We start from the raw sequence: 17,360 nt of genomic DNA, 5'->3' as shown, positions 1-17,360 counted from the left end.
GGCGATATGGGCCCCGGCGTATCCCTACCCAGCCGCGAGCGCGGATGATCGTGCCGGGCGATGGCCGTCAAACGCCTTACGGGGCAGTCCACTTGAAGAGCGACTCATACGTTCGAGACGGGCGCCCGTCACTGTTTGAGCAGCGCGTCGACCACACGGCCGAAAAGCAGTCGGCCGGACCAGGCCGTGGGCGGGTCGAACAGCCGGGGCAGCCCCCGTAGCCGCACCTCCTCGCGCCACTCCACCTCGGACCCGCCGCCCCGGGGGCGCACCTCGATCTCGGCCCACCCCAGGACCACCGGGCCACGCTTCTCCAGCCTGCACCCACCGGGAGCGTCACCGGCGGGTGGATCCCAGCGCACGACCTCCATGGGGTCGTCGAATCCGGCGGGGCCCACACCGGTGCGCACCACGACCACCGTGCCCACCCGGGTCGGCCCCTCCGGACGCACGGTGACGCCGCTCAGTGGTACATGGGCGCCGTGGCGCCGCCAGTCGGTGAGCCGTCGCCAGGTCTCGCCGGCGGGCAGCGGGGAGCGCCGCTGGATGCGGAAGTGGGCCACAGCGGGATCGTAGGCGGTCGGCGGCCGGAATCGCGGTTGCCGAAGCGGTCGGAGGGGTCGAGGCCATCTGCGGGCTGTCGCGGGTGTCCCGCACGACAGCCGCCCCTGGCAGGAGCGGCTCCGGCGAGAACCGCTCCTCAGGACCGGCGGCGGTCGGCCCACACCTCCCGGGTCACGCCCGCCACCAGCGGCGCAGCACCTGCTCGGCGGGTTTGCCATGGGGGGTGTAGGCCAGCCGGGGCGCGGTCTCGCCGCTGTCCGGCCAGTCGTCCCACATCCACCAGCACACCCCGGCCCACCACGACCGGCCGTCGAGGGCGGTCAGCAGCGCGTCATACGCGGCGGACTGCTCATCCGCCGCCGCGCGCTCGCTGACGGTCCAGGAGTACGGCTCGGCGGCGGTGCCCCGCTGGCTGACGTATCCGGCCTCGGTGAACAGGATCTTCTTGTCCAACCGGGCCGAGAACGCGGCGAGTTCGGCGACGATCGGCTTCCAGCCCTTCGCCAGCCGGGCGGGGTCGGCGGTGGCGGAGTCGGCCAGCGGCCAGTAGGCGTCGATGCCGATCAGATCGAGGGAGCCCCAGAAGCGGATACGGGCGTACTCGTCGTAGTTGGCGGCGTAGGTCAGCGTGCCGTCGTAGGTGTCGCACACCGCGTCGATCACATGGGTCCAGCGGCGCCGGTCGGTGGAGGTGCCGGCCAGTTCGGTGCCGACGGCGAACTGCTCCACGTCCAGTTCGCCGGCCAGCCGGGCGTAGTGGGTGATGAAGCGCCGGTACGCGGTGAACCAGGCGTCCGGGTCGGCGGGCCGGATACCGGCCCGGTCGCCGCCGTCCACCAGGTCCACATGCGGTTTGAGCATCACCTTCAGCCCGGCGCCGTGGGCCAGGCCGACGATCCGCCGCACACTGCGGTCGCTCGCGGTCTCCTCGGTGGTGTGCGGCGTGGAGCGCCGGGTCCCGTTCTGGTACCAGGTGGGGGTGAAGACCACCCACCGGGCGCCGGTGCCGGCGATCTGGCGCAGATAGCGACGGGCCTCGGGGCGGTCGTAGTCATCGGTGTTCCAGGCGGGCAGGGTGATGCCCCGCACCTGGCCATGGGGGGTGGGCCGGTCGTCGTCCGTATCGGACGAGCATCCGGTCAGGACGGCGACGGCGGCGGTGACCGCCGCGGTCGCCCGCCTCAGCGCTCTCATCGGGGCAGGGCCTTCCTCGGGCAGGGACCCGGTACTACGCGGCCGTTCCCGGCCCGCGCGGGGCGGACCGGGAACGGCACACGGACGGTGTGACGGTGGATCAGGCCGGGCTCAGATCAGGCTCTCGGGGCTGACGAAGGTGTAGCCGAGCGCCAGGATGCCCTCGACGGTCTCCTTCAGCGGCTCGACCGGCTGGTAGGGGTGGTAGTAGAAGCTGGCGAAGCCGTCCCGTACCGCCAGGTTGGCCTTGGCGTTGTTGATCAGGTCGGCCGCCAGCCGGGGCGGGTTGTTGTTGTGGGCCTCGGGCTCGTAGCTGCCCAGGTTCTCCGGGAGCACCTTGGTGCCGTAGACATCGGTGACCGGGTACGGGAAGAACTGCCCCAGGTAGCGGCTGGAGTCGGTCGGGGTGCCGGAGAGGGTGCCGGAGAAGTACAGCGGACGCTCCATGCGGGCCGCGAAGTTCTGCGCGAACACCTTGTAGTCGGTGGCCGAGGCCGCGTAGTGCGGAGTCGTCCACAGCTTCGGCGTGGGCAGGCTCACCCGCGCGAACTCGGCCAGTGCGGCGGTGACCCGCTCCTGTGCCCACTCGGCGGAGTCCTCGGCCGCCGGACCGTCGTAGACCACCGTGTCGGTGGCGTCCACATGGGCCCGGAAGAACTCGAAGTCATCGGCGGTGAGCCCGTTGTACGGGTTGTCGACGTTGCCGTACTGATGGGTGTAGCCGTGGTCCATCAGCACCGCGCCGTTGCTGAGCATGTACTTGAGCGTGTTCACCAGCGCCGGGCGCTGGGAGAGGCGTACGGTGCGCGGCACACCGTTGTTCTGTACGCCCTTGGGGTCGCTGTAGACCGGGATGACATTGATGCCGTAGGCGATGTTCTTCGACTTCAGGTAGTCCGCGATCGCCCGCAGGCTGGTGGTGTCGGAGAGCGGGGTGATGTCCTCCAGGCGCACCATGGCCCGGTGCTGCTCGGCGGTGTCCGGGGCCAGCGCGTCGAAGAGCAGGTCCTGGAAGGCGATGACCCGGTCGGACTCGGAGACATAGGTGAAGGGGATCTCACCGACGTAGGTCAGGTTGCCGGAGCGGATCGCCCACGGGGAGTTCTTCTCCGCGCCACCGGCGGTGTCGACCGCCTGGGCCAGCTCGGTCACCGTGGCGTTGTCCCCACCGGGTGTGATGTGGGGGTGCAGAACACCGGGGTCCTGGCCCGCCGGGATCTTCCGGGTGAGCTCCTGGCCCTTGTAGTTCACCTTGGTGATCTGGCCGACGCTGCCGTCCACGTCGTAGAACGACGAGGTCGGGTCCCATCCGTACCGGTACGCGAACTCCTGGAGGCTGACGGAGTTCGCCATGTTCCAGATGTTCTCGCCGACCCAGGTCACCGGCCGCTCGGAGAGCAGGGTGTCCAGGTAGAAGTCCTCCGGTATGGCGTCGGGGATCTCGTCGCCGTAGTAGGTGGAGCCGATGTACACGGTGGCGTCGTAGCTCTCCATCAGGCCGGGGGTGTACTCCTGGACCGGCTTGGTGGTCACGGTGCCGAAGTGGCCGCCGAGGTTGGCCACGCCCATCGCGTACAGCTCACCGAGGTGCCCGTACGGGCCCGCCGTGTCGTACAGGACGAGCGTCTTGGCCTGGCCGGGCTCGAGGGCCCGCGGTGCGCGGTTCGCCCGCGGTCCGGCGGCCCGGAGCGCCTGCCGGATGTGGGTCGATGTCCGCTTTTCGCCGGTATGCCTTCCGGCCGTCCCGGCGCGGCGTTCCCGGTCGGCGGACCGCTGGGCGGCCGGCCGGACGGCCGCTGGTCTCCACCATGTGGTTCCTGGGCCCGTATCTGCTCTCCTTCACCGCGGCCTGGATCTACGGCTTCGTCTACCGCCGGCGCGAATCCTCGCTCGGCGCGCTCCACGCGGTACTGCTCGGCCACATCTTCGTGATCTACGGCTACATCTGGTTCGCCGCCGGCTGGTGGGGGCTGTGGCGCGCCGTCACCGGAAAGCGCACCTGGCTCAAGACCGCCCGTAGCTGAACCTTTCGCACCTCAGCACCGCCTGCGCACCTCACGCACCGCCGGTTTCTCTCGCACGCCCTGTGCCATCCCGCTTGTGCGGTTGCTCCTTTCCTCTTCGCTCCTCTCGTCAAGGAGACCCATGTCCCTCATCGGCAGACCCGTGTCCCTGTCGCCCATGGACGCCGCCCCCGCGCCGCGTCCGCCGCGCACCGTGCGCACCCTGCTGGTGCTCGGAACCCGCCCGGAGGCGATCAAACTGGCCCCGGTGGTCAGGGCGATGGCCGCCTCCGCGCGGTTCCAGCCGGTGGTGGTGACCACCGGTCAGCACCTCGAGATGCTTCAGCAGATGCTCGGTCTGCTGGGGGTCGGGGTGAAGACCGACCTGGCCGTGATGCGGGACCGGCAGCGGCTGTCGGAGCTGACCGCGCGGCTGGTGGACGGTCTGGGCACGGTGATCCGCGCCGAACGGCCGGATCTGGTGGTGGTCCAGGGCGACACCACCACGGCGCTGTGCGGTGCGCTGGCCGCGTTCTACGAACGCACGCCGGTGGCCCATGTCGAGGCGGGGCTGCGCACCGGTGTCCTGGACAACCCCTTTCCCGAGGAGCTCAACCGGCGGATGATCGGCCGGGTGGCCCGCTGGCACTTCGCCCCCACCGACCGCTCCGCCGCCCAGCTCCGGGCCGAGGGCGTACCGCCCCAGCAGGTGATCACCACCGGCAATACGGTCATCGACAACCAGTTATGGGTGCTGGAGGAGGGCGCCGGGCGCAGCGCCTTCCGCACCACGCACCGCAAGGTGCTGCTGACCCTGCACCGCCGGGAGAACCAGGGGGAGAGGATGCGCGCGATGGGCGCGGCGCTGCGCCGACTGGCCGACCGCGGCGATGTGGAGCTCGTGCTGCCGCTGCACCGCAGCCCCGCGGTGCGGGAGGCCCTGCTGCCGGAGCTGGACGACCATCCGGGGGTGCGGGTGGTGGATCCGCTGGACTACCTGGACTTCGCCGCCACCCTCGCCGACTGCGATCTGGTGCTCACCGACTCCGGCGGGATACAGGAGGAGGCCCCGAGTCTGGGCAAGCCCGCGCTGGTGCTGCGGACCACCACCGAGCGCCCCGAGGCGGTGGAGGCGGGGGCGGCCCGGCTGGTGGGCACGGACCCGGACGCGATCCTCACCGCCGCCGGGCGGTTGCTGGACGATCCGGAGGAGTACGCGCGGATGGCCGGGGCGGGGAACCCGTTCGGCGACGGCCGGGCCGCCGACCGCATCGTGGCGCGGCTCACCGAGGACTTCGGATACGAGGAGGCGGTGAACACCGCACGGCGCGACGCGTCCGGCTCGTATGATCCGGTGGCATGACGTCGTCGTTACGAGGGCGCACAGGGTGGCGTTCCGGGGGGCTTGTGCTGGCCGTCGTCCTCGTGGTGGTCGGGGCGCTCGCACTGTCCGGCACATGGGACCGGAAGCGGCCGCCTTCGATCGTCGAGACCTGGCGGGACGGTTCGGTGCACGGCCCATGGCGGTCGGTGTTCCACGGCTACGGCGGAAACGCCGGAGGGGCGGACGAGCTGACGCTCACTCCGCGAACGGCCCGCCGTGAGGACCTCACCCACGCCTGTCTGGTGGTCTCCACCGCACGCTACGGGAGCGTGGACTTCCGGGCCCGGATGCGCACGGCGGAGCAGCTGCGCACACCCGAGCCCAATTCCCTGGGAAGTGGCGTGGCTGGTGTGGGCGTACACCGACCCCGAGCACTTCTACTATGTGGCGCTCAAGCCCAACGGCTGGGAGCTGGGCAAACGGGACCCGGCGTATCGGGGCGGGCAGCGGTTCCTGGCCACCGGCACCCGCCCCTTCCCGGTCGGTGACTGGTCGGACGTACGGGTCCGGCAGCGCGGCCCGCGGATGACGGTGTCGGTGGACGACCGTCATGTGGTGGGCTTCACCGACCGGGAGCGCCCGTACACGGTGGGGAGCGTGGGCGCCTACACCGAGGACGCGCGGGCGGAGTTCCGGGACATCACCGTCCCCGCGGAGCCGTCGGACCCCTCGTGATCGGCCGGCTCGGTCGGCTCGAACAGATCGGCCGACCCGGTCAGGTCGCGCAGGCCCTCCGGGAGCGGCCCGGTGTGCAGCACGCCCAGCCGCTGGGTGGCCCGGGTGAGCGCCACATAAAGGTCGCTGGTGCCGAACTCCGCGGGCTCGGCCACGATCACCGTGTCGAACTCCAGCCCCTTGGCCTGCCGGGGGTCGAGCAGCACCACCGCGCTGGTCAGGTCCGGGGACCGGCCGGTGGACGCTTGTGGGAGGGCCGCTGACAGCGCGTCATGGCGGTCCTTCGGGGCGATCACCGCGAGCCGGCCCTCGGTGCGGGTCTCCCGCGCCACCGCCGCGGCCACCGCACCGGGCAGATCGCCGGTGTGCTCCGCCCAGGGACGCACGCCCGTGGCGCGCACCGAGCGCGGCGGCTGGAAGGCGGGGTCGACGGTGCGCGCCACCCGCGCCGCGACCTCCATGATCTCGGTCGGGGTGCGGTAGTTGACGCCGAGCCGGGTGTGCTCCCAGCGGTCGCCCACATACGGCTCCAGGATCGAGGACCAGGAGCCGCAGCCGCCCGGTTCCGCGGTCTGCGCGGGGTCGCCGACCAGTGTCATCGAACGGGTCGGGCTGCGCCGCATCAGCAGCCGCCACGCCATCGCGGGCAGCTCCTGGGCCTCGTCCACGATGATGTGGCCGAAGGCCCAGGTGCGGTCGGCGGCGGCGCGTTCGGCGGCGCTGCGGTGGTCGCGCTCCTCGGCGCGGTCCGCCAGCCGTTCGGCGTCGATGAGGTCGTGGGCGGCCAGCACCTCCGACTCCTCGTCCTCGCGGTCCTCGAACTCCAGGGTGCGGGAGCCGTAGGAGAGGTCGAGCACGCCCTGTGCGTAGTCGATGCGCTCCTGGCGCTCGGCCTCCTCGGCGGCGCGGGCCGCCGAGTCGTCGTGGCCGAGGAGTTCGGCGGCCTCGTCCAGCAGCGGGACGTCGGCGGGGGTCCACTCGCCGTCGGTGCGCCGGATCGCGGCGGCGTCGGCGTCGGAGAGGCGGCGGGGGTCGTCGAGGAAGTCGGCCACGAGCCGCTGCGGGGTGAGGGCGGGCCACAGCTCCTGGATGGCGGCGTGCACCTCGGGGTTGACCGCGATCGCCTTGCCGAGCTGGGCGATGTCGTCCGCGCCGAGGAGGTTGGGCCCGCCGTAGGGGTCCGCGCCGATCCGGTCGACGAGCTGGCCGGTGAGGGCGTCGATGACGCGGAACGCGAAGTGGGGGCGGGCGAGGTTGTGCGGCAGACCGGTCTCCCTGGCCTTGTGGCCCGCCTCGGAGGCGATGTCCTTGTCCAGCACCAGTTCGCCGTCGTCGTGGGGGATCACGATGGCGGGGTCGGGCAGCGTCTGCCGGTCCCGTACGCAGCGGGCCAGGACATCCGCCATCTCGGCGCGGCCCTTGACCTCGGCGGCCTCGGGGGTGTCGGTGCCGGCGGCCGTCACACCGGGGAAGAGCTCGCCGACCGTGGCCAGGAGCACACCGGTCTCACCGAGCGAGGGCAGCACCTCGCCGATGTAGCCGAGGAACGCCGGGTTGGGCCCGACGATCAGCACCGCGCGGCGGGCCAGCGACTCCCGGTGCGCATAGAGCAGATACGCGGCACGGTGCAGCGCGACGACGGTCTTCCCGGTGCCGGGGCCGCCCTCGACGACGTGGACGCCGCGGTGCGGGGCGCGGATGATCTGGTCCTGCTCGGCCTGGATGGTCTGCACGATGTCATGCATCCGGCCGGTGCGCGCGGCGTCGAGCGCGGCCAGCAGCACGGCGTCCGCGTCGGACCCCTCGTGCCCGGTCCGTATGGTGTCCGAGAGGTCCAGGATCTCGTCGTGCAACCCGGTGACCTTGGGGCCTTCGGTGGTGATGTGGCGCCTGCGGCGCAGCCCCATGGGGGTGTGCCCGGTGGCGAGATAGAACGGGCGCGCCACATCGGCCCGCCAGTCGACGACCAGCGGGGTGCGGTCCTCGTCATCGCGCCGGATGCCGATCCGGCCGATGTGGTGGTCGCGGCCGTCGCGGAAGATCAGCCGGCCGAAACAGAGCCCCCGCTCCCCCGCCTCGAACGCGGCGAGCAGCCCGGACCGCTCGGCCACCAGCACATCGCGCTCCAGCCGCGCCTGGAAGGTGGTGCCCTCCAGAGTCAGCGCCTCGGTCACCGCCTCCTCGGCCTGTGCCCTGAGTTCGGCGAGGCGACCGTTGAGCAGGTCAAGGAATTCTTGCTCACGGCCCCATTCCTCATTTGACAATTCGACTCCCGCCGGGATACCATGACTTCATCAGGTTTCCTTATGCCGTAAATGTATTGGCACATGGAAATCCCCAATATACGCCGAGAAACGCCCCGGCCGTCAAGGCAGCCGGGGCATTTCTCTGTTTATGGTCTCATATCACCTGAATGACATGTTTGCCGCGACCACCGCCGGCTTCCATGGCGCGATGGGCCCGACCGATATCGGAGAGCGGATGGACGGTGTCGATGACCGGCCGGATCGCCCCGTTCTCCACATACTCGGCGAGGTCCGCGAAGAGCTGGTGCAGGGGGTTTCCCGTGAAGAACCGCACCCGCCGTGAGCCGTGCACGGCGGACAGGAGCATGGAGCCCAGCGAAGGCAGCGGGCGGTCGGTGTCGAAGGCGATGGCCACCATGCGCCCGCCGGGCGCCAGCAGCTCGCGATAGGCGCCGAGCTCGGTGCCCACCGTGTCCAGCACGGCGTCGAACGGCCCGAGGGCGGCCGGGCCGGTGGTCCGGTAGTCGTGTGCCTCATCGGCGCCGAGCTCCCGGACGAGGTCGAGCGTCTTCGCTCCGGCGAGCGCGGTGACATGGGCGCCGAGCGCGTGTCCGAGCTGGACGGCGACGCTGCCGACACCGCCGGCCGCGCCACGCACCAGCAGCCGCTCGCCACTCATCAGACCGATCTTGTCGCGCAGCGCCGTGATGGCCGTGGTGCCGACCCCGGGCAGGGCCGCGGCCTGGACGAGATCGATGCCCTCGGGGGCGCAGGAGAGCTGACGCGGCCGGACGGCCACGTACTCGGCGGCCGCCCCGAACGTCAGGCGCGGCATCGCACCCCACACCCGGTCGCCCACCGCGAGATGGCGCACGGAGGAGCCCACCTCGGCGATCTCCCCGGCGATGTCGATACCGATGCTCTTCGGGAACCTCCTCCCGGTCACCAGCTTCAGCTTGCCCGCCCGGCCCGAGAGCTCGCCGCCGTTCACACTCGTGGCGTGCACTCGGACCAGCACCTCGCCCGGACCGGCCACCGGCTTCGGCAGGGTGCCCTCGTACAGCACCTCGGGAGGTCCGTACCGGTCGTACCGCGCCGCGCGCATCTCGCTCATCGCCCTCATCTTCCCTTTCGCACATCGGGGTGGCCGCCCACGCTAATGCGCGCAAAGAGGGAAACCGCCCGGTCGGCGTAAGGTGAGAAACATGCCTGCTCACGTCTCTCATATAGCGCCCGCCACCGGTGTTCGGGACACCGGGAGTCCGGGGTTGCGGTCCGACGCGGCGTCCAACCGCCGTCGCGTCCTCGACGCGGCACGGGCGCTGTTCGTCTCGCGTGGGCTCGATGTGCCGATGGCCACCATCGCCCGTCATGCCGGGGTCGGGGTGGCCACGCTCTACCGGCGCTTCCCCACCCGGGAGGCGCTGGTCGCGGAGGTGTTCTCGGACGAGTTCACCGCCTGTGCGGCGATCGTCGACGACGCCCTGGCCGACGACGACGCGTGGCGGGCCTTTCGCCGGATCATCGAGACGGTGTGTGCTTCGCAGACGCAGGACCGGGAGTTCAACGACGCCTTGCTGTCATCGTTCTCCGGCTCGGCCGGCTTCGAGCGGGAGCTGCCGCGCATCGAAGGGGGCTTCGCCGAGGTGGTCCGGCGCGCCAAGGCCGCGGGGCGGCTGCGCGAGGACTTCGACGTGTCCGACCTGAGCCTGGTCTTCATGGCCAACAGAGGTGTCATCGGCGACGCCACGACCGCACCGGCCGCGTCCCGGCGGCTGGTCGCCCACCTCCTGCGGTCCTTCGAGGCGGGGCGGGCCGAACCGGCCCGCCCCCTCCCACCACCCGCCCCGCTGGGGCTGGGCCGGTTGCCCCGGACAGCCGAGGTATGAGCTATCGGGCGGTGGCGAAGTCCTGCGTCCAGTAGTTGCCGGGCTGCGCCAGGCCGACGCCGATCTCCTTGAAGTCGCAGTTCAGGATGTTGGCCTTGTGGCCGGAGCTGTTCATCCAGCCTTCCATGACGCTCTTGGGCGAGTCATAGCCGTAGGCCACGTTCTCGCCGTAGGCCCGCCAGGAGTAGCCCGCGCGCTCGATCCGGTCACCCGGGGAGGAGCCGTCGGAGCCGGTGTGCGACATATCGCCGTGGGCCGCCATGTCCTCGCTGTGGTCCTGGGCGGCCTTGGTCAGCTTCTCGTTCACGGTCAGCGGCTCACAACCGGCCTTGCCGCGCTCGCTGTTGACGAGGTCCACCACTTCCTGCTGGTCGGTGGCGGCCGCGGAGGGGGAACCCGCGGGGGTGGCGGACGGGGAACCCGCGGGGGTGGCGGAGTGGGAGCGCGCGTGGGCGAAGTGGGAACGCGCGGGTGCGCCGGACTGTGATGCCATCGCGGCGGAGGGAACGCCCACGGCGGCCACGGCGAGCGCGGCGATGGCTATCTTGCGGCGGTGTGTCGTGCTGCTGCGGTGCTTGCTCATTCGGGACCTCACACTCGGTTGAGGTCCGTCATTCTTGAAGCCGTCCACCCCACGGGCAACACACGTGTTCGTACTACAGGGGTTCGTAGTGAGGGCGGCGCTTGCGCTCAGTGGCGAGACATGCTGAGCCGCCGCCGGGGAGGGCCCGCACGGCCCGATGTCTCATCAGAAGACGCGGTGGCCAGGCGAGCGGAGGCCGGGCCCGGACACGAGCGAACACGACCAAGCGGAATCAACCATTCCCGACAGGGCGGACAAGACGCACTATGTCGCCTAGTCGATATGCCCTCTACGCCCCCTTTACTCGGGCGTCCGGTGTGAGAGATGTCATGACATCGCCTGGGCGATCAGCGGCGGTAGATGGTGATCGAGTGGCCGACCTCGTCGATCGGCTCACTGCCGTCGATCAGCGCCGCCAGCCGGCCGGTGGCCTGGGCGACCGAGGAGTCCGAGACCACGAGCAGCCCGCGCACCTCCTCCGGCGGGATCCGGCGCGGGTCGGACGCGCGGATGCCATAGGCGGACGGCACACCGCTGCCCTTGTAGACGAGCCAGATCCGCTCGCCCCGGTATCGCTCCCGGAGGCGGTCGGCCAGCCGCCCCAGGTCCTGCCCCCAGTCGACGTTCGAGTCATGCAGCCGCAGATGGGTCCGGGAGGGGCCGCCGAACGCCTCGTTGGAGTACGGCAGGTAGTACGGATACGTCCGCAGCGAGCTGACCGCCACGAACAGGACCAGCGCCAGCGTGGCACCGTACGCCCATCGCCGCCGTACGGCCATCGGCGCGGCCGCCGCCACCGCCAGGAACATCGGCAGGAAGATGGCGTACCGCACCCCGAGGTTGCGGGCCCCGTCCAGGGCGGCGAGCAGCAGCACCGCCGCGGGGACGAGCACATACGGCGCGGCGTGCCGCAGCCGGGGAACCGCCAGCATCGTGACCGCCCCGGCGAACCACAGCGCGAGCATGCCCAGGGGCGTCTTCACCAGCAGCGCGACGGGCAGGTAGTACCACAGCGACCCGAGGTAGCGGCGGCCCAGCAGAAAGCCACGCCAGGTGTCGTACTCGAAGCCGAACTGGACGCGCATCCCGTCGCGGTACGCCTCCGGAAGCGGCAGCCGGTCGACGGCGAGCCCGCGCAACCCGTGCACGGCGGGCACATGACCGGTGGACGTCCAGCGCGGCCGGGGGTCGACCAGCACATAGACGGCCCACACCACGGCCACCGCGATCAGCGCCACGCCCACCGCCGCCGCCACCCCGATCCCGAGCGACCGCAGACGGCCGCGCGGTGAGCGGTGGTGCGCACGGCGGGCGTACCAGACCGAGAGCACGGCCAGGAGCAGCAGCACCGGAACCGCCGCCAGCATGCTCATCTTCGTGGCCAGGGCCGCGCCGAGGGCTGCCCCGGCGAGCGGAAGGTGCGGCCGCGGCCGCCGCCGCGCCCGCCACAGCAGCCAGACCGATGTCAGCAGGAAACCGGCCGCCGGTACGTCGAGCGTGGCGAGGGAACCGTGCGCGATGACGTCCGGCGAGAAGGCGTACAGGGCGAGGGCCACCGCCCCGCCCACGGGGCCGGTCAGATCGCGGGCGAACGCAAACACCACCAGCCCGAACAGCAGCGTCAGCGCGATCATCGGCAGCCGTGCGCTCAGCATCAGCCGCCAGGGGTCGTTGCCCGATGCGTAGAGCACCTGCCGCCCGAGCGCCGTCTGGTCACCGGTGAAGCGGGCGTCGAGGCGCGGATGCGCGAACGCCACCCCCGTCGCGATGATGAGCTTGCCCAGCGGTGGATGCTCGGGGTTGTACCGCACCCGGTGGTGGTGCAGGGAGTCCACCGCCGTGCCCACATACACGGGCTCGTCGATGGTCGGGGTCTGCTCCACCGCGGTGGTGACCATCGCGACCGCCATCTGGAGGAGGAGCGCCACGACGGCGGCCGCCACCAGCCACCGCCGATGCCGCACCGGCTCCGCCGCCGACCGGCCCTTCGGCCCGCCGACGGCCCTGGTCACCCTGTCGATCACACCGGCCCACCGCATAGCGACAGACGCTAACGCCCGCGTGCCGCCGCGCCCGATATCCGCCCGAAACTTGAGCCAAGTCCGCAAACCGGCCCGGATGTCGCCGTGGGCATCGCAGGCCGGCCGCGCCGGCCGGGAGTGGGCCGGCCGTGTTCGAGGAGCGCCGAGGCGGGGCGGCTTCCCGGTCGGAGTCCTGATCGAAAAGCGGGGACTTCTCCATTCGATGTGCTCTTCTGTTGCGGAGCCCACCTCTTTCAGGACCCCCGCCCCTGCCCTTTCGGGATCCCGACGCTTTCGGGGCCCACTCCCGCGCGACCCCGCGCCGAGCGCCTTGAGAAGGAAGTGATCAGACTTGTCCGTATCCGACGCACCGCCGTCCGGCGGTCCCACCGCGCCGGAGACCGTCCCGAAAAGCGTCCGTCCGGCCCTGCTCGGTGTGCTGCTCGCGATGCTGCTGTCGATGCTCGATGCCACAATCGTGGGCACCGCGATGCCGACGATCGTGGGCGACCTCGGCGGCCTGGAGCACATCTCCTGGGTGGTGACCGCCTACACCCTGGCCACCGCCGCCTCCACCCCCGTCTGGGGCAAGTTCGGCGATCTGTACGGCCGCAAGCACATGTACCTGATCGCCGTCGTCGTCTTCGTGCTCGGCTCGGCGCTGTCCGGCGCGGCCCATTCGATGACGCAGCTGATCCTCTTCCGGGCCCTCCAGGGTCTGGGCGCGGGTGGCATCGGCGCCGGTGCCTTCGCCCTGATCGCCTCGCTGGCACCACCCCGGGAGCGGGGCCGCTACCAGGGCATGACCGCCTCCATCATGGCCATCGGCACCATCGGCGGCCCGCTGCTCGGCGGCTTCATCACGGGCCATTTCGGCTGGCGCTGGGCCTTCTTCATCAATCTGCCGCTCGGTGTCCTCACCCTGGTCTGGTGTCAGCTGGTGCTACGGCTGCCCGCCACCCGGGCCAGGGCCCGTATCGACTGGCCGGGCATCACCGTGATGACGGCGACCATCTGCGCCCTCACCCTGGCCGCCACCTGGGCCGGTTCCAGCTACTCATGGACCTCGTGGCAGATCCTGGGGCTGTTCGCGCTGGCCGCGGTGGGCCTGCCCGCCTTCGTGGCCCGGCAGCGGCGGGCGGCCGAACCGCTCGTGCCGCTGCGCATCTTCACCGGGCACCGCAACTTCTCCCTGGCATCCTCGCTGATCCTGGTGGGCGGGGTGGTGATGTTCGGCTGCTCGCTGTATCTGCCGCTGTACCAGCAGACCGTCCAGGGCGTCTCCGCCTCCCGTTCCGGTCTGCTGCTGCTCCCCCTGATGATCCCCGTGGTGATCATGTCCCAGGTCGGCGGCAAGGTCATGTCCGCCACCGGCCGGTACAAGATCTTTCCCATCGTCGGCACCGTGTGCATGGCCGTCGGTCTGTTCCTGCTGGCCACCATGGACGCCACGACCTCCCGCACGGCCACCGGGTGCTTCATGGCCCTGGTGGGCACGGGCACGGGCTGCCAGATGCAGATGGTCACCACCATCGCGCAGAACAGTGTGGAGATGCGGGACATGGGGGCCGCGTCCGCGTCGGTCACCCTGTTCCGCACCATCGGCGGCTCCCTGGGTGTGGCGGTCTTCGGTTCGCTGTTCACCGGCGCGGTCCAGGGCCACGCACCCGCCGGGGCGGAGAGGGGCGAGGCCCGGCCCGACCCGGCGGCGCTGGCCCGGCTGCCGCAGGCCGCCAGGGACGGCTACCTGCACGCCGTCGCCACCGGCACCCAGCGGATCTTCCTGACCGCGGGCGTCGTCTGTGTCGTGGCCTTCATCGCCGCCCTGTGCGTCCAGGAGGTACCGCTGCGAGGCAGGCCCGGCCCGGCGGTCCAGCCGCACAAGGCCGAGGAGGCCGCCGGCACGGCCGCCCCGTAGCGCCGATGGCCCGCCGTGCTAGAGCGTCTGGCGCCGCACCAGCTCGTGCAGCTTTCCGCCCGGGATGGCCATCAGCTCGGCCGGGGCGCCCTGCTCCACGAGCCGGCCGCCCTCCATGACCAGCACGCGGTCGGCGTCCATGACGGTGGACAGCCGGTGCGCGATCACCAGCCGGCTGGCGTTGAGACGGCGGGTGCTGTCGATGACGATGCGCTGGGTCTCGTTGTCCAGGGCGCTGGTGGCCTCGTCGAAGAAGAGGATGCGCGGACGGCGGATCAGGGCCTGGGCGATCATCAGCCGCTGCCGCTGGCCACCGGAGATGGCGCCGCTGCCGGAGATCATGGTCTGGAGTCCCATGGGCATATGGCGGATGTCCTCGGCCAGACCCGCCAGTTCGGCGGCCTCCATGGCCTCCTCTGGGGTGTACGGCTCGGCGCCGCGGATGCAGTCGAGGATCGTACCGCCCAGGGGCTGGGCGTTCTGGAGGACCACCCCGCACTGGCGGCGCACCGCCGCCTGGTCGAGGGCGGCGAGGTCCTGGCCGTCGTAGAGCACACTGCCGGACACCGGCCGTTCGAAGCCGATGAGCAACCGCAGCAGGGTCGACTTGCCGCAGCCGCTCGGGCCGACGACGGCCACGAATTCGCCCGGCCGGATCTCCAGCGAGACATCGTCGAGCACCAGCGGCCCGTCGTCGCCGTAGCGGAAGGTGAGGTTTCTGGCCCGGAGGTCACCGGAGAGCACTCCCGGCTGGGCGCTGCCGCCGCGGACCTCGGGCGGCTCGTCCAGGATCGGCTTGACCTGCTCGAACATGGGCAGGACCGCCACCACGGAGACCAGGGAGTTGGCGAGCTGGGTCAGCGAGGTGAGCAGCATGGTCACGGAGGTGTTGAACGTCAGGAAGGCGCCCGCCGACATGCTCCCCCGCGCCGGCCCGGCCAGCAGCATGAACACGGTGAGGGAGACCAGCGGAAGGTAGACGGAGTCCAGCACCTGGGTGAGGTTCTTGATGCGCCCGGTGCGCTGATGCAGATCGCGGGAGTGGGCGAAGCCGCGGGCCCATGCCGCGTAGGCGAAGTTCTCGGCCGCGGCGACCCGCAGTTTGGGCAGTCCGCGCAGGGTCTGGAACGCCTGGTTGTTGAGCTTGTTCTCGCTCTCCACCAGCCGCCGCTGCCAGCGCACCTGCCACAGCCCCATCCCGAGGAAGACCCCGGAGACCACCAACAGGATCGCGATCACCACAAGCGCCAGGGAGGCGCTGTAGTACAGCAGCAGAGCGAGGTTCATCGCGCCCACGGTGCCGGCCTGGAGGACCGTCGGCGCGATCCCGGACAGCACCCGGCGCATGGTGCTGATGCCCATTGCCGCACTGGCCAGCTCTCCGGTGGAGCGCTCGGCGAAGAAGGTGGTGGGCAGCCGCAGCAGCCGGTCCCACACCGCGGGCTGGAGGGTGGACTCCAGCCGCCCCTCCAGCCGCAGCAGGGTCAGGTTCTGCATCAGCATGAAGGCGGCCGCGACGACGCTGGAGACGATCAGGGCCAGGGCGATCTGGACGATGGGGCCCTTCTCGGCGCGGGGTACGAATCCGCCCAGCACCTGGCCGGTGGCGAGCGGCACCAGCGCGCCGAGCGCCACCGTCACCAGCCCGCTGATCACAAGGTTGCGGAAGTCCCCGGTGGCGCCGCGCACGCTGAAGCGCATCAGCCGCCACATGGTCATCGGCCGGTCGGGCAGCGGACGGTAGAACATCACGGCCCGCGGCTCGAACTCCTGCGCGGTGCCCTTGTCGACGCGGATCCGCAGGCCCGAGGCGGGGTTGACCGCCTCGTACCGGCCGCGCCGCCACAGCAGCGCCACCGGGGCCCCGGACTTGGCGCGGTAGCCCACCAGCGGTCCGGCGTCGTCCCGCCACCAACTGCCCTCCAGCCGGACGGCGCGGGTGCGGATCCGGGCATGGGCGGCGATGCGCTCGACCGGGTCGACACGTTCGTCGGTGGCGCGGCTCCTGGACGGCTCGGGCAGGGTGATCCCGGCGGCCTCCGCCACCCGGCGGCACACCGCGTGGACGGCGTCGTCGGTGGCCTCCTCCGACACCCGCTCGCGCCGCGGCCCTCCGATGGAGGCGATCAGCGCCTGGTCGGCGCGGGTGCGCACGGCCTCACCGGCCCGGATACCGGCCGCCGTACGGTCCGCGTGGGCCCGCTCCATGGTCTCGATCCAGCGGTCCACGGCGGTGCCGAGGCGGTACTGCTGATTGACCATCCGCTGCCACAGCGCACCGTCGATCAGCAGGTCACCGGCGGCCTGGGCGCTGTACTCGGCGCCGTAGCGCACACTGCCGGACGGCACCGGAAGCCAGAGCAGGTCCTCGTCGGCCGCCTCGGGCGCGGCGCCGCCGTCCAGCGGGGCCTGGAAGAGGACGCCGAGGCTGCGGCTCACCCCGAGCGCCACGGCGTGCTCCAGCGGAGTGGGCGGGGTGTCCTGGAACCCGCCGTCCCCGTAGGTGCCGTACGGATCGCCGGTCCGGGCCGCGCCGTACGCGTCGTACGCCTCCGGACGGTACAGCTCGCGCAGGGGGATGCGGCGCACCAGGCAGTCCTGGGAGGGCCGGCCCAGCAGGGTGTGGCGCGGGCCCTCGACCGGGCCCGGGAGCGCCGCGCCGGTCTCGAGCCGACCGAGGAAGTGCCACTGCCCCTCCTCGGCGGCGTCCACCGCGAACAGGTCCAGGGCGCCGCCGACGACGAGCCAGAGCACCTGCGGGCCCTCCAGCGGGAGGCTGCGCAGCCCGGCGCAGTCGACGGGCGTGCCGAGCGCGCCCAGCGCCTGGACCACCGCGTCGCCGCCGTCCGCGGCCACCGCCGGGGCCGGGTGAACGGACGCCAT

At 71.5% G+C, this 17,360-nt stretch carries 13 protein-coding genes; 5 read left to right on the top strand and 8 right to left on the bottom strand.

What is annotated here, in order from left to right:
• Positions 1–128: 128 nt before the first annotated feature.
• The 3 genes from NQU54_RS30670 to NQU54_RS30660 all read right to left on the bottom strand — a co-directional run bounded on the left by NQU54_RS30670 (position 129) and on the right by NQU54_RS30660 (position 3,327).
• Complete coding sequence (locus tag NQU54_RS30670) at positions 129–563, bottom strand: SRPBCC family protein (protein ID WP_069873951.1); 435 nt, start codon at positions 561–563, stop codon at positions 129–131.
• 172 nt (positions 564–735) lie between these two features.
• On the bottom strand, positions 736–1,758 hold the full coding sequence (locus NQU54_RS30665) for a glycoside hydrolase family 113 (RefSeq protein ID WP_257633884.1): 1,023 nt from the start codon (positions 1,756–1,758) through the stop codon (positions 736–738).
• Positions 1,759–1,869: 111 nt separating this feature from the next.
• On the bottom strand, positions 1,870–3,327 hold the full coding sequence (locus NQU54_RS30660) for a DUF2334 domain-containing protein (RefSeq protein ID WP_257633883.1): 1,458 nt from the start codon (positions 3,325–3,327) through the stop codon (positions 1,870–1,872).
• 140 nt (positions 3,328–3,467) lie between these two features.
• On the opposite strand from NQU54_RS30660, the gene NQU54_RS30655 reads away from it, so the two are divergent.
• The 3 genes from NQU54_RS30655 to NQU54_RS30645 all read left to right on the top strand — a co-directional run bounded on the left by NQU54_RS30655 (position 3,468) and on the right by NQU54_RS30645 (position 5,820).
• On the top strand, positions 3,468–3,782 hold the full coding sequence (locus tag NQU54_RS30655) for a hypothetical protein (RefSeq protein ID WP_257633882.1): 315 nt from the start codon (positions 3,468–3,470) through the stop codon (positions 3,780–3,782).
• A 121-nt stretch (positions 3,783–3,903) separates the two neighbouring features.
• Positions 3,904–5,124 (top strand): non-hydrolyzing UDP-N-acetylglucosamine 2-epimerase, encoded by a 1,221-nt coding sequence (wecB, locus tag NQU54_RS30650; protein WP_257633881.1) that lies wholly within the window; start codon positions 3,904–3,906, stop codon positions 5,122–5,124.
• Positions 5,125–5,481: 357 nt separating this feature from the next.
• Entirely contained in the window at positions 5,482–5,820 is a 339-nt protein-coding gene (locus NQU54_RS30645) for a 3-keto-alpha-glucoside-1,2-lyase-like domain-containing protein (protein WP_257633880.1), read from the top strand.
• Here NQU54_RS30645 and NQU54_RS30640 read toward each other — a convergent pair.
• On the bottom strand, positions 5,751–8,084 hold the full coding sequence (locus NQU54_RS30640; RefSeq protein ID WP_257633879.1) for a HelD family protein: 2,334 nt from the start codon (positions 8,082–8,084) through the stop codon (positions 5,751–5,753). The two genes, NQU54_RS30645 and NQU54_RS30640, sit on opposite strands and share 70 nt — an antisense overlap.
• A gap of 136 nt (positions 8,085–8,220) precedes the next feature.
• Positions 8,221–9,180, bottom strand: coding sequence for an NAD(P)-dependent alcohol dehydrogenase (locus tag NQU54_RS30635; RefSeq protein WP_257633878.1), 960 nt, complete (start codon positions 9,178–9,180; stop codon positions 8,221–8,223).
• Between the two features lie 91 nt (positions 9,181–9,271).
• On the opposite strand from NQU54_RS30635, the gene NQU54_RS30630 reads away from it, so the two are divergent.
• A complete protein-coding gene (locus tag NQU54_RS30630) occupies positions 9,272–9,955 on the top strand; it encodes a TetR/AcrR family transcriptional regulator (protein WP_257633877.1) in 684 nt (227 codons plus the stop codon).
• A 1-nt stretch (position 9,956) separates the two neighbouring features.
• Here the strand turns inward: NQU54_RS30630 and NQU54_RS30625 are convergent, their stop codons facing one another.
• Entirely contained in the window at positions 9,957–10,538 is a 582-nt protein-coding gene (locus tag NQU54_RS30625; RefSeq protein ID WP_257633876.1) for a CAP domain-containing protein, read from the bottom strand.
• Positions 10,539–10,885: 347 nt separating this feature from the next.
• A complete protein-coding gene (locus tag NQU54_RS30620) occupies positions 10,886–12,577 on the bottom strand; it encodes a phospholipid carrier-dependent glycosyltransferase (protein WP_372506087.1) in 1,692 nt (563 codons plus the stop codon).
• A 334-nt stretch (positions 12,578–12,911) separates the two neighbouring features.
• Between NQU54_RS30620 and NQU54_RS30615 the strand changes: the two genes are divergently transcribed.
• A complete protein-coding gene (locus tag NQU54_RS30615) occupies positions 12,912–14,477 on the top strand; it encodes an MDR family MFS transporter (RefSeq protein WP_257633875.1) in 1,566 nt (521 codons plus the stop codon).
• A gap of 18 nt (positions 14,478–14,495) precedes the next feature.
• On the opposite strand, the gene NQU54_RS30610 is transcribed toward NQU54_RS30615, so the two are convergent.
• Entirely contained in the window at positions 14,496–17,360 is a 2,865-nt protein-coding gene (locus NQU54_RS30610; protein WP_257633874.1) for an NHLP bacteriocin export ABC transporter permease/ATPase subunit, read from the bottom strand.

Source organism: Streptomyces malaysiensis subsp. samsunensis (assembly GCF_024519315.1).
GTDB classification, from domain to species: Bacteria; Actinomycetota; Actinomycetes; order Streptomycetales; family Streptomycetaceae; genus Streptomyces; species Streptomyces malaysiensis.
The sequence above is the reverse complement of the archived record's forward strand: the minus strand, read 5'-3'. Positions and strand labels throughout refer to the sequence as shown.

What these genes read in the sequence shown, in the direction of transcription:
- NQU54_RS30665 (WP_257633884.1), bottom strand. Translation starts at nt 1,758, where the DNA reads ATGAGAGCGCTGAGGCGGGCGACCGCGGCGGTCACCGCCGCCGTCGCC.
- NQU54_RS30660 (WP_257633883.1), bottom strand. Translation starts at nt 3,327, where the DNA reads ATGGGCGTGGCCAACCTCGGCGGCCACTTCGGCACCGTGACCACCAAG.
- NQU54_RS30655 (WP_257633882.1), top strand. Translation starts at nt 3,468, where the DNA reads ATGTCCGCTTTTCGCCGGTATGCCTTCCGGCCGTCCCGGCGCGGCGTT.
- wecB (WP_257633881.1), top strand. Translation starts at nt 3,904, where the DNA reads ATGTCCCTCATCGGCAGACCCGTGTCCCTGTCGCCCATGGACGCCGCC.
- NQU54_RS30635 (WP_257633878.1), bottom strand. Translation starts at nt 9,180, where the DNA reads ATGAGCGAGATGCGCGCGGCGCGGTACGACCGGTACGGACCTCCCGAG.
- NQU54_RS30630 (WP_257633877.1), top strand. Translation starts at nt 9,272, where the DNA reads ATGCCTGCTCACGTCTCTCATATAGCGCCCGCCACCGGTGTTCGGGAC.
- NQU54_RS30625 (WP_257633876.1), bottom strand. Translation starts at nt 10,538, where the DNA reads ATGAGCAAGCACCGCAGCAGCACGACACACCGCCGCAAGATAGCCATC.
- NQU54_RS30620 (WP_372506087.1), bottom strand. Translation starts at nt 12,577, where the DNA reads ATGCGGTGGGCCGGTGTGATCGACAGGGTGACCAGGGCCGTCGGCGGG.
- NQU54_RS30610 (WP_257633874.1), bottom strand. Translation starts at nt 17,360, where the DNA reads ATGGCGTCCGTTCACCCGGCCCCGGCGGTGGCCGCGGACGGCGGCGAC.